Source organism: Aliiroseovarius sp. S1123, assembly GCF_023015885.1.
Taxonomy (GTDB): Bacteria; Pseudomonadota; Alphaproteobacteria; order Rhodobacterales; family Rhodobacteraceae; genus Aliiroseovarius.
This window is the reverse complement of the sequence record NZ_JALKBE010000002.1, coordinates 113,849-125,905: the sequence shown is the minus strand read 5'-3', so window position 1 is coordinate 125,905 and position 12,057 is coordinate 113,849. Positions and strand designations below refer to the sequence as shown.

Genomic DNA, 12,057 nt, shown 5'->3' with positions numbered 1-12,057 from the left:
GAACTGAACTGTTAAGTGATTACACCTGCGCAGCGCCGGTTGCCACCTGATATCGTGAAAACACCCCGTCCATATCCCGAAACCCCTTCACCTCAATCGGGTTGCCTGAAGGATCCCGGAAGAACATCGTCCATTGCTCTCCGGGTTCGCCTTCGAACCGCACCGTGGGGGCGATGACCCAGTCGGTGCCCGCGACCTCTAGCCGGTCCGCCAGCGCGCGCCAGTCGTCATAGGCGAGCACCACGCCGAAATGCGGCATGGCCACCATATGCGCGCCGACCTTGCCGGCGTTGGCGGTGGCGAAGGGTTCGCCCAGATGGAAACTCAGCTGGTGGCCGAAGAAGCTGTAATCGACCCATGTGTCGGTTGACCGGCCCTCGGCACAGCCCAGAACGCCGCCATAAAACGCACGGGTTTCAGCAAGATCGGTCACATTGATGGCAAGGTGAAAGGGCGTCAGCATGGGGGCCTCCGGAACAGTGTTTTGCTCAGCTTACGAATTTTGGGAAATTGGACCAGCCCGAAGATGCAGCGCGACCAGCATTCCTGATCGGAAAAATAGTGCGCAAAGCAGACCGCTTGGTCGTTGATGCCATCGCCGCAATGCCCTAGCCTTCCCGCGACCAAGAATGAGGGAGAGACCCATGTCCGACGAACGCCCACAGGGCTTTGACACGCTGCAGATCCACGCAGGCACCGAACCTGATCCCGCCACCGGCGCCCGTCAGGTGCCGATCTACCAGACCACCGCATATGTCTTCCAAGACGCAGACCACGCAGCGCGTCTGTTTAACCTGGAAGAGGTCGGCTATATCTATTCGCGCCTGACCAACCCGACCGTTGGCGCGCTGGCCAACCGGATCGTGGCGCTTGAAGGCGGCGCTGGCGGCTTCTGCTGCTCGTCGGGTCACGCAGCCCAGATCATGGCGCTGTTCCCACTGATGGGCCCGGGCCTGAACATCGTGGCGTCGAACAAGCTGTATGGTGGTACCGTCACCCAGTTCACCCAGACCTTCAAACGCTTCGGCTGGGAAGCCAAGCTGGTGGACTTCGACGATCCGGCTGCTGTTGAGGCTGCCATCGACGACAACACCCGCGCCGTGTTCTGCGAAAGCATCGCGAACCCGGCGGGCGTCCCTACGGATATCCCGGCCATCGCGGCAGTCGCTGACAAGGCCGGCGTCCCGCTGATCGTCGACAACACCTCGGCCACGCCCTATCTGGTGCGCCCGATCGAGATGGGCGCGACCATCGTCGTACACTCGACCACCAAATACCTGACCGGCAATGGTACCGTGACCGGCGGCTGTGTGGTCGATTCAGGCAAGTTCGACTGGATGGCCTCGGACAAATTCCCGTCGTTCAGCCAGCCGGAACCGGCCTATCACGGCCTGACCTTCGGCGCGGCCCTTGGCCCGATGGCCTATACGTTCCACGGCATCGCCATTGGCCTGCGTGATCTGGGCATGACCATGAACCCGCAAGGCGCGCACTATACGCTCATGGGGATCGAGACGCTGTCTCTGCGCATGCAGAAGCACGTTGAGAATGCCCAGAAGGTTGCCGAATGGCTGGAGGCTGACGACCGCATCGAAAGCGTCAGCTATGCGGGTCTGCCCTCGTCGCCCTATCACGACCGCGCCAAAGCGATTGCCCCGAAAGGTCCGGGTGCGTTGTTCACCGTGGGCGTGAAAGGCGGCTACGAGGCTTGTGTGAAGCTGGTCAACAACCTGAAACTGTTCAGCCACGTGGCCAACCTTGGCGACACACGCTCGCTGATCATCCACTCGGCCTCGACCACGCACCGTCAGCTAAACGAGGAACAGCAAGTTGCGGCGGGCGCCGCGCCCAACGTGGTCCGTGTCTCGATCGGGACAGAGGACGCAGCCGACATCATCGCCGATCTGGATCAGGCGCTGGCGGCAGCGACGGCGTAAGCCACAATTCTTTAAGAAACACAGAACCCCGCCAAATCGGCGGGGTTCTTTTTATTTCAGCGCCTTAGGGCCGTTTATTCAACCAGTTCAAACACCATCGTGACGCTGGAATTGATGCCCATTTCACCGGCCGCAATCGGCATGTCCGCCGCAGCGCGCTCCATCGCCATCATGACCGGGCGACCGGGCGCGGCACCGCCTTCCTGCATCATCAGGACAGACCCCAGTTTAAGCCCCGCAGCTTCGGCAAGCACCGTGGCGCGGTGCATCGCATCCTTCACGGCCAGTGCACGGGCACTGTCTTCGGCACCTGCACGGTCCTTCACATCAAATTGCAGCCCGTGGATCTCGTTCGCGCCGACCGAGGTCACTGCCGTCATGATCGCCCCAAGTGTCGACAGATCCTGCACCTTCACCGACAGGGTCGAGCTGGCCACGAAACCAACCAGAACCGGCGCACCATTGTTCTTTCGGTTATAGTCATATTGCGGTGACAGATTGACCTGCGTGCTTTGGATATCACGCTCGGCGACGCCGGCTTCGGTCAGTTTGGTCAGCATACGTGCGATCAACCCGGCAACAGCATCAAGCGCCTGTCCAGCATCGTCCGACCGCTCGCTAACGCCCAGGCTGACCCGCGCCATATCCGGCACGACCTGCGCTACGCCCTGACCGGTCACGGTCAGTTGCGGAACCGCCGCCGTTTCGGCATGGCCGATACCTGCTGCGGCAATGGAAATCGCAATAATGGATAAAAGTTTCCGCATCTTAAGCTCCTTTTTCCAACAGATTGCGCTGTCTTCCGCCACTGGCAAGGGCGCGACCGCACGCCCCCTTTCCATGAGCAATTTCCTGCTGTAGTTTCAATCCGGTATTCAGCGGTTGCAAGGCCGCAAAAGCTGTGCCTGACGCCAGGTATTTTCGAAGGGGACATGGCTGTATGAAACCAAGCTTTGCGCTTGATCTCAATCCCGATGGGATCGGTCTTGTCCATCGCGGCAAGGACGGTTGGCAGCTTGTTGGCAAGGTTGCACTGGACGATCCCGACCTGACCTCGGCTCTGACGGCATTGCGCGACATCGCCACGACGCTCGGCTCTGGTGTATTTGCCACCAAGCTGATCGTGCCCGGAACGCAAATCCTGTTCACCTCAATGACGGCGCCGGGCCCCGATGCCGTCACACGTGAGGCGCGCATTCGCGAAGGGCTTGAGGGACTGACCCCTTATGCGGTCGAAGATCTTGTTTTTGACTGGCAGCCAGATGATAGCGAAGAGGCCATGGTCCACGTGGCCGTTGTCGCCCGTGTTACGCTGGACGAAGCATTAGGCTTTGCGCAAGACCACGCGATGAACCCTTTGGGGTTTGTTGCACGCCCCAAAGGCGCATTCTCGGGCGAAGTTTATTTCGGGTCTTTGGAAGACAGTACGACGGTTCTTGACCGCGAAAAGCGCCCGGTTCCAAAGCTTCTGGATACCGAACCGCTGTCGATTGATGTCAACACTGCCAAGGAGGACGAGGCACCTCTGACTTTAGAGGACCCGGCCACGCCCCCCGAAGAGGCGGCACCGCCGCCGCCCGCACCAACATCCGCCAGCGATATTCCCGAGCTTGCCCCCTTCCCGCCGACGCCAGACATGCCTGCTGCCGAGGAAAAAGAGGCGTCGAAGCCGCTCCCACCTAAAAAGCCGCGAAAATCCAAACCCGAGCCCGCGTCGTTGGAAGAGCCGGCAACGGCCCCGGCCGCCGCCGATGCGCCAGCATCCAAGCCTGAAGAATCCGAGGCGCCCGTCATTGGCTTTTCTTCAAGCCGCTCCACAGATGCAGCGGTCGAGGCCGCTCCAGCAGCCCCGGCCAAGACCCCAACGGACCCCACCCCAGCCCCGGCCGAGCCTCGGTTATCCCTTGGCCTGACCGCGTCCGAACCCGCACCCGAGACCAACAAGCCCGCCATCCCGCCTGCACCGCCCGCAACGGTCCACGTGCCCGTAACTGCACCCGTAGCATTCGAGACCGACCCTGAGCCGCCAAAGCCAGCAAAGGCAAAAGCCGTCGCCGAGCGTGGCAAGGACGGACTGTCCAATGCGGCACGCAAGGGGGCCGCAGGGCTGACAGCCGCTGCGGGACATGTCAGCGCACTTGGACGTCAGGCCGCCAGCAAGATACCGTCCGCATCCACCGGCAAGAACACCCAGACAAAAACCGATCCGAAACTCGGCCGCGCCGCTGTTCTGACCCAGTTGGGCGGCCAAATTTTGCACAAAGGCCGCAGCAGGCCCGCGCCAGCGTCCAACAAACCAGTTGTCACAGCCATTGCTCCCCCGCCGGGAACGGATGGCGACGCCACACCATCGGACGACGCGGGCAGTTGGTCGCAAGAGGCCGAGGCGCTCACCGTTTTCGGCGCCCGCAAAACCCAGCAGGTTGGCGGTAAACCCCGTTTTCTGGCGCTCTACCTTATCCTTGGCCTTCTGGTTTTCCTGGGCATTCTGATCCTCTGGTCGATGCTGTTCCTGTCAGATACGACGACCGCGCGCGATTCCAGCCAGATCGACCAGTTTGAAGCCGCCATTACAAACGCCCAATCCGATGTTGACGAAGACGAGGTATTCGGTGCTGACAGCAATTTGATCGACCCCTCGCTTGTCGAAGGGGACGAGGTGCTGGATAACCAATTACCAGAGCCGCTGTCCGAAGAAGCCGCACAGGCACGCTATGCAGCAACCGGGATCTGGCAACGCGCACCCGATCCGTTGAGCGACACCAGCACGGGACGAATTGATGACCTCTATGTCGCCTCGATCGATCCGCAAACGGTTGGTCATGACGCGGTTGCCCTGACTCCTTTCCGGGCGGATCAAATGGGTGGTCCCCTTCCAAACACAACCCCACCGCCGCCGCTTGGAACCGTGTTCAATCTGGATGAGCGCGGCTTGGTCCAAGCTACCCCCGAGGGCGTTCTGACCCCGGAAGGTGCAGTGGTCATCGCGGGTCGCCCAGATGTGACCCCTGCCCCCGCCCCGCGGCCTGAGCAAAACCTGACCGCGGTAGAAGAGGCCACGATAGAAGACGCTACGGAAGGTGTGACCGAGGCGGTCGAGGCGACACCGACCATCCGCCCGCGCGCGCGCCCTGATGGTATTATCGAGGGGAACGAACGCCTACTGCTGGGTGGGCGCACCCGAACTGAACTGGCGCAATTGCGCCCGCGTGGCCGCCCTGACGCAATCCTTGCTGCCGCGCAGGAACAGGCGCAGGCGCAGGCTGACGCCATTGCAGCGGCCCTGTCGGGCGAGAACGCCGCGGCTGCGGGAATCGCGCCAACAGCGCTGGCCGTGTCGCGCTCGACCGCGCCTAAGGCGCGCCCTTCGAACTTCTCACGCATCGTGGCGCAATCCCGTCCGAATGGCGCGGCGTCGGATGGCAGTGTGGCCGTGGCCCCGCAGACCACAGGTCCGTCGATCCCCACACGGGCATCGGTAGCAAAACAGGCGACCATCAAGAACGCCATCAACCTGCGTAAAATCAGCCTGATCGGGATCTACGGCCCAGCCTCGTCGCGACGGGCCTTGGTCCGCATGCCCTCGGGCCGTTATGTCAAAGTTGGCATAGGAAGCCGGTTGGATGGCGGCAAGGTGGTCTCGATCTCGACCACAAAGTTGATCTACCAAAAAGGCGGACGAAGCGTAACGCTGGACGTTCTGCCCTTCAGTTGACCCTCTGACAGTTTGGAGCCCCATAAAAAAAGGCCGAAACGCTTTCACATTTCGGCCCGTTGTTTTTGATCAGGAAAGGCGATTAGCCGTCGGACACGCCTGCCTCGGCAAAAGTCGCCATACCCGAGTGGCACGCGATGGCGGCTTTCAGGATGTTGATCGCAACCCCAGCACCCGATCCTTCGCCAAGCCGCATGCCCAGCGACAAAAGCGGCTCTTTGCCAATGCGCTCCAAGGCGTTGGCATGAGCCAGTTCAGCCGAAACATGGCCTGCAACCGCATGGTCCAACGCACCCGGCACGGTTTCATGCAAACAAGCGGCTGCTGCGGTCGAGATGAAGCCGTCGATAATCACCGGAACACCCAAAACGCGCGCACGCGCCATGGCACCGGCCATTGCGGCCACTTCGCGGCCACCCAAGCAACGCAGTGCTTCCAGTCCATTGCCAGAAGCCGATGCGTTGGCGGCCAGCCCCTCGCGGATCACGCGGGCCTTCAGCGCCAGACCATCATCGTCCACGCCAGTTCCGCGTCCGACCCAATCTTCGGCCTCGCCGCCATAAAGTGCCAGGAACAGCGCGGCAGCAGAGGTCGTGTTGCCGATCCCCATTTCGCCGGTCACCAACAGGTCTGCGCCGGTGCTGACCGCGTTCCAGCCGACCAGAAGGGCGGCGACGACCTCGTCCTCGTTCATGGCCGCGCCTTGAGTGAAATCCTGTGTGGGGCGGTCAAGATCCAGTGCGTGCACATCCATCTGCGCGCCTGCGGCCTTGGACAGCTGGTTGATCGCAGCACCTCCGTGTTGGAAGTTCAGAACCATCTGCTCGGTCACTTCCGCCGGAAAGGCGGACACGCCCTGTGCGGTCACGCCGTGATTGCCCGCAAACACCACAACCTGAGGCGCTTTCAATTCAGGGCGTCCATTGCCCTGCCAGCCCGCAAACCAAATCGCCAGTTCTTCCAAACGTCCCAGCGCGCCGGGGGGTTTGGTCAGCTGGCCGTTCCGCTCTTCCGCCGCTTGGATCGCCGCAGTATCCGGGCCGTTCGCCGCTTCCAGCAGCGCCTTGAACTCGGCCAGGGTCGAGAATGGCTGTTGCGACATGGCGAGACTCCTTGATTGATTCATTTCCTCACCCTCTTTACCGATGGGGGACAACTGCAACCAGACTGCAAAAGACCAAATATGACGAAACACGACAGATCGACGTCGATCCTGCATCCCGCGGATATCCCAGCGGCGATTGGGCTTTTGACCCGTCTACCGATACGGGTGGATGCAACGCTGGCGACCCAGCGGGCGGCGCGGTCGGCCTGGGCGTGGCCTTTGGCCGGGGCGGTGCCTGCGTTAATCGGATGGGGACTTGGTGTCGGTGCCGTGTCCGTCGGCCTTCCGCCCCTGTTCGCGGCCTGTCTGGCGCTACTGGGACAAATCATGGTCACCGGTGCCCTGCACGAGGACGGCCTGGCTGATGTCGCCGACGGGTTTTGGGGCGGGTACGAGCGTGCGCGGCGGCTTGAGATCATGAAGGACAGCCGAATTGGCGCCTATGGGGTAATCGCGCTGGTGCTGTCTCTGGGGTTGCGTGCGACGGCCCTTGCCGCTGTGCTGACCGCCCCCGGCGCGCTGACTGCGCTAGTGGTCATTGGCGTCAGCAGTCGCCTTCCCATGGTGCTTCTAATGGCTGCCCTACCCAACGCGCGCGGCGCGGGACTGGCCAGCCAAGTGGGACGCCCGCCCGCGCGCACTGCTTGGATCGCCTGTGGCGTGACCGCGCTGGTGGTGCTGATCCTGATGCCACACGCGCTTTTCCCGGTTTTGGCCTATATCGGCCTTGGCGCCCTCGCCTTGGCTGTCGTTGCGAACGCTAAGATCGGTGGGCAAACCGGCGACGTGCTGGGCGCCTCGCAACAGATCAGCGAAATCATCGGACTGGCCGTCATGGTCAGCCTGATCGCATAGAAAAAGCCGCCTGCGTGGGGCAGACGGCTTTTCGGAACTCTTAGAGCGTTGGCTTATGCAGCGCGCGAGGTCAGAACGTCCGAGACCTTTTTCTGCGCGGCCAACTCGTCCCCGCCACCTACGGCAGCCACTTCGCGGGTCAAACGCTCAAGTGCGGCTTCATAGAGCTGACGCTCGGAATAGCTCTGCTCGCGCTGATCGTCGGTGCGGTGCAGGTCGCGCACAACCTCGGCGATGGCAATCAGATCGCCCGAGTTGATCTTCTGTTCATATTCCTGCGCACGGCGCGACCACATGGCGCGCTTCACACGGGCCTTGCCTTTCAGGGTGGTCATCGCCTTCGAGATCTCGTCCGGGCTGGACAGTCCGCGCATGCCAACTTCGGTGGCCTTGTTGGTGGGCACCCGCAAGGTCATCTTGTCTTTCTCAAACGAGATGACGAACAGCTCAAGCTCGATCCCTGCAACTTCCTGCTCTTCGATCGACACGATCTGTCCAACGCCATGGGCGGGATAGACAACGTATTCGTTCGGGCGGAAATCCAGTTTCTTCTTGCTCATATTTAGCGATCCTTCGCGTTGTTATTACAGTCGGGTGTCATGGCTGGCGCGATAAGACAAAAATGGTGGCGGTGCCGATAGCCCGCCATCAATATGTCACGACTCACCGAAATAAAACGCCCTGCCTCAGCTACAGGGCGTCATGATCGACCCAAGATTTAAGATGAGTATACCACAAAAACAGGGCTTGGAAAAGCGCTGCAATGCAGAAGATTGACCGATCGGTCAACTTCCGCTCTGCCCGACAAGATTAGCCCCACCCCAACCGGAGAATGGCTTACTGTTCAGCGGGGGCTTCCGAGAAGTATTTCTCGAGCTTGCCATCTTCACCGTCACGCTCTTCCGCTTCGGGCAGCGGGTCTTTGCGCTCGACGATCACCGGCCACAGTTCCGAATACTTGCGGTTGAACTCGACCCATTTTTCCGTTCCCGGCTCGGTGTCGGCGCGGATGGCGTCGGCCGGGCATTCCGGTTCACACACACCACAGTCGATGCATTCGTCCGGATGGATGACCAGCATGTTTTCACCTTCATAGAAGCAGTCTACGGGGCAAACTTCCACACAGTCGGTGTATTTGCAGGCGATGCAGTTGTCTTGGACGACATAGGTCATTGTGGCACCTTCAATTTGGTCTCGGCCTCACTTAGGACAGCACGCGGGATCAATCAAGCATAGTCCTACGGGTTTGATCCAAGATGCGACGATCTTTCTTAGTCGGACGGCCCTTTCCGACCGTTTTTGGCACTGATGCTTGCGATTGCAGAACATTGTCCGTTCTATTTGAGGGCGGATCAAGGTCTTCGTAAAGCGCTTGGGCCTCGGGCGCCGGACCTCGGCGCGTTGACAGCGTCGCGATACGGATAACACGTACCTGTTTGGCCTGCGGAAAGGTCAGAACATCGCCCGCGGTGATTCCATGTGAGGCTTTCGCGATCTTGTCGCCATTGACCCGCAGATGTCCGGCGGTCACCAGTTTGGTGGCCAGCCCTCGGGTCTTGAAAAAACGCGCGTGCCACAACCACTTGTCCACGCGCATTTTTGGTCCTGCCGGGGTGGGTAGCAAGCTGCCCTTCCCCTGTGTGTCCGCCATCGCGGCTTAGCCTTTGTCTTTCAGACCCATCAGGGCCGCTGCGAACGGGTTATCCGGGTCGATGGCCTTTTCCTTTTTCGGACCGGACTGGAAGCTTTTCGGCTTCATGTCGCGCGGACCTTTATTGGGGCCCTTCCCTCGACCGGGCTTACCACCCGAGCGGTCGCCACGCGGCTTGCCGCCTGGTTTGCCCTGCCCGCGTTCGCCACGCGGTTTGCCGCCACCACCCTGACGGGCACGACCAAAGCCGCCCCATGTGAAGGTGAAGAAGGATTCCATTTCGGGACCGGTGTCTTCAGCGGGAGCCTCAGAAGCCTCGGGTGTAGCGTCAGCCGGTGTTTCCTCAGCAGCAGGCGCTTCTGCGGGTGCGTCAGCCGGAACCTCGGTGACAGCTTTCACCTTCTCGCGCTCGCCCTTTTCAGCCTTATAGCCCAGACCCTGCATCAGATCGGCGAACTGCTCCAGCGTCATGCCGGTGATCGACAGCATATCAGCCTTGGCTTCAAAGCCGCCACGGCTGTCTTCCACGCGCAGCTGGTCCGCCAGACGCTCTAGCATGTCGATGCGGATGGCACGGGCGCCTGCTGGGCGATAGCCCGACAGCAGATAGGCCGAGTGATCCACGCCCTCGATCACGGGAATCGTCACCAGACCGGGGGGCGGGCTTTCAGGGAACTCGTCCAGACCTTTCCACAAGCTGTCCAGTACCAGACGCAAACGAGTCGGCGCAGGCTTCAGCAGAAGCGGCATGAAGATGGTAAACTGACCAAAACGCACACCGTGCTTGCGCAACGCGCCACGGGCGTCTTGGTCCAGATCCTTGACCTCGCCGGCAACCTGATCGCGCGGGATGATGCCCAGATTCTCGATCATGCGGAAGCCAAAGCCACGAGCCATGCCGGTCAGCGTCTCGTCTTTCTCGATGGTGGCCAGCGGCTCGAACAGTGCCTGCACCTTGCGGTCGATGAAGTGCTGCAGACGGCGGGTGACTTTCTCAGCCACATCCGATCCGGCCTCGTCATCAACAAAGGCCTGCACGCGCGGCTTGGCCACGTCATCACCTTTGACCAGCTTGCCCACGGCAAGCTCGCCCCACATCAGGCCACCTTGTTCGGTGAAGTCCATCTCGGTGTCGGGCGCGTTATAAAAACGGTCTGCCCGCAGGTGAAATTCTGGCGCCAAGGCCTTCAGGCTTGCTGCCCGCAGGGTTTTGGCTTCTTCCGGTGTCTGGGCGGTATCCTGGCTAAACCGGAACCCCTCCAATCGGCCAACAAACTGGCCTTCTACCGTCACTTCACCTTTATCGTTCACGTCAGCCACAAGGCTCTCCTTCTGCTTCAACCGGCGCAGCAAAACGCTTGTGCGCCGGTCAACAAATCTTTGGGTCAGACGCGCGTGTAACGCATCCGACAGGCGATCTTCTACAGCACGAGTCTCGCCGCGCCAATGGCTAACATCATCCAACCAGTCGCGGCGTTGCGCCACATAGGTCCATGTGCGGATATAGGCCAAGCGCTTGGACAGCGCGTCAATGTCCCCATCCGTGCGGTCAATGCGCTTGACCTGCCGCGCAAACCAGTCGCGTTTGACACGACCATGCTGGTGGATGTCGTTGAAAAGTTGCGTGATCAGCCCTGCGTGTTCGCCGTGACTAATCCCGCGGAAATCTGGCAGCTGGCAAAGCTCCCACAGCAGCGACACAGACCGCCCATCGCTGGCGCGCGCGGCTACTTCGTCATCCTTGGCCAGCAGCTTAAGCGCCATAACGTCGTCAGCATCCCGCCCGCGGGTCAGCCAATCATTGCCGGTCGGCGCTTCCAGCGACCGGATCAGCGCCGAGATCGTGCCAAAGGACAGATCGCGGTTGCGCCAAAAAAGCTTCTTGTCAGGGGCGAACTGGTGCGAACAGATCGCATCCGCGACCTCATCAGACATCAGCGGGGCTTCGCCCGTCACCCCGAAAGAGCCGTGGTTCATATGCCGCCCTGCCCGACCGGCGATCTGCGCCAGCTCGCTGGGCAGAAGCGGCCGCATCCGGTGGCCGTCGAACTTGGTCAGCGCCGAGAACGCCACGTGGTCAATATCAAGGTTCAGCCCCATACCAATGGCGTCGGTGGCGACCAGATAGTCCACGTCGCCATTCTGATACATCTCGACCTGCGCATTCCGTGTCCGAGGGGACAGCGCCCCCATCACCACGGCCACCCCGCCCTTCTGACGGCGCATCAGTTCCGCAATCGCATAGAGGTTATCGACCGAGAAGCCCACGATGGCCGACCGCCCCGGCATCCGGCTGAGCTTCTTCGATCCGGCGTGGATGAGCTCTGAGAATCGCTCGCGCCGCAGGAACTGCACATCCGGGATCAGCCCGGCAATCACCGGGCGCATCGTGTCCGCCCCCATGAACAGGGTTTCCTGCGTGCCGCGCATATGCAGAAGGCGGTCGGTGAAGACGTGACCACGTTCGGCATCCGTACAGAGCTGGATTTCGTCAATGGCGACAAAATCAGCACCCAGCCCCAGCGGCATCGCCTCGACCGTGGCGACCCAATATTGGGCGCGGTCGGGGACGATACGTTCCTCACCGGTGACCAGCGCCACCGCGTTGGGACCGCGCAAGCTGACCAGCTTGTCATAGACCTCGCGCGCCAGAAGGCGCAGCGGCAGGCCAATCACACCAGAGCGATAGCCCAACATACGCTCGAGCGCGTAATGCGTTTTGCCAGTGTTGGTTGGACCCAGAACGGCAGTAATCCGTGGGCCACCTCGCGCGCTGTCGGAAACCATGCTCTGC

10 protein-coding genes are annotated in these 12,057 nt (G+C 61.3%); 3 read left to right on the top strand and 7 right to left on the bottom strand.

The window, feature by feature from the left end; genetic code table 11:
* Positions 1 to 19: 19 nt before the first annotated feature.
* Positions 20 to 463, bottom strand: a complete 444-nt coding sequence (locus MWU53_RS04025) for a VOC family protein (RefSeq protein ID WP_247090733.1) — start codon at positions 461 to 463, stop codon at positions 20 to 22.
* A gap of 181 nt (positions 464 to 644) precedes the next feature.
* Between MWU53_RS04025 and MWU53_RS04020 the strand changes: the two genes are divergently transcribed.
* Positions 645 to 1,937 (top strand): O-acetylhomoserine aminocarboxypropyltransferase/cysteine synthase family protein, encoded by a 1,293-nt coding sequence (locus tag MWU53_RS04020; protein ID WP_247090731.1) that lies wholly within the window; start codon positions 645 to 647, stop codon positions 1,935 to 1,937.
* 74 nt (positions 1,938 to 2,011) lie between these two features.
* Here the strand turns inward: MWU53_RS04020 and MWU53_RS04015 are convergent, their stop codons facing one another.
* Positions 2,012 to 2,704, bottom strand: a complete 693-nt coding sequence (locus tag MWU53_RS04015) for an SIMPL domain-containing protein (protein ID WP_247090729.1) — start codon at positions 2,702 to 2,704, stop codon at positions 2,012 to 2,014.
* Between the two features lie 173 nt (positions 2,705 to 2,877).
* On the opposite strand from MWU53_RS04015, the gene MWU53_RS04010 reads away from it, so the two are divergent.
* Positions 2,878 to 5,652, top strand: a complete 2,775-nt coding sequence (locus tag MWU53_RS04010; RefSeq protein ID WP_247090727.1) for a hypothetical protein — start codon at positions 2,878 to 2,880, stop codon at positions 5,650 to 5,652.
* An 82-nt stretch (positions 5,653 to 5,734) separates the two neighbouring features.
* Here the strand turns inward: MWU53_RS04010 and cobT are convergent, their stop codons facing one another.
* On the bottom strand, positions 5,735 to 6,754 hold the full coding sequence (gene cobT, locus MWU53_RS04005) for a nicotinate-nucleotide--dimethylbenzimidazole phosphoribosyltransferase (RefSeq protein ID WP_247090725.1): 1,020 nt from the start codon (positions 6,752 to 6,754) through the stop codon (positions 5,735 to 5,737).
* 81 nt (positions 6,755 to 6,835) lie between these two features.
* Here cobT and cobS point away from each other — a divergent pair, with 81 nt between their 5' ends.
* Positions 6,836 to 7,612 (top strand): adenosylcobinamide-GDP ribazoletransferase, encoded by a 777-nt coding sequence (gene cobS, locus MWU53_RS04000; protein ID WP_247090723.1) that lies wholly within the window; start codon positions 6,836 to 6,838, stop codon positions 7,610 to 7,612.
* 53 nt (positions 7,613 to 7,665) lie between these two features.
* On the opposite strand, the gene MWU53_RS03995 is transcribed toward cobS, so the two are convergent.
* The 4 genes from MWU53_RS03995 to MWU53_RS03980 all read right to left on the bottom strand — a co-directional run bounded on the left by MWU53_RS03995 (position 7,666) and on the right by MWU53_RS03980 (position 12,050).
* Positions 7,666 to 8,172 (bottom strand): CarD family transcriptional regulator, encoded by a 507-nt coding sequence (locus tag MWU53_RS03995; RefSeq protein WP_247090721.1) that lies wholly within the window; start codon positions 8,170 to 8,172, stop codon positions 7,666 to 7,668.
* Between the two features lie 277 nt (positions 8,173 to 8,449).
* Complete coding sequence (gene fdxA, locus MWU53_RS03990; RefSeq protein WP_247090719.1) at positions 8,450 to 8,785, bottom strand: ferredoxin FdxA; 336 nt, start codon at positions 8,783 to 8,785, stop codon at positions 8,450 to 8,452.
* Positions 8,786 to 8,834: 49 nt separating this feature from the next.
* Positions 8,835 to 9,263 (bottom strand): RNA-binding S4 domain-containing protein, encoded by a 429-nt coding sequence (locus MWU53_RS03985; protein WP_247090717.1) that lies wholly within the window; start codon positions 9,261 to 9,263, stop codon positions 8,835 to 8,837.
* A 6-nt stretch (positions 9,264 to 9,269) separates the two neighbouring features.
* Positions 9,270 to 12,050, bottom strand: a complete 2,781-nt coding sequence (locus MWU53_RS03980; protein WP_247090715.1) for a helicase-related protein — start codon at positions 12,048 to 12,050, stop codon at positions 9,270 to 9,272.
* Positions 12,051 to 12,057: the final 7 nt, after the last annotated feature.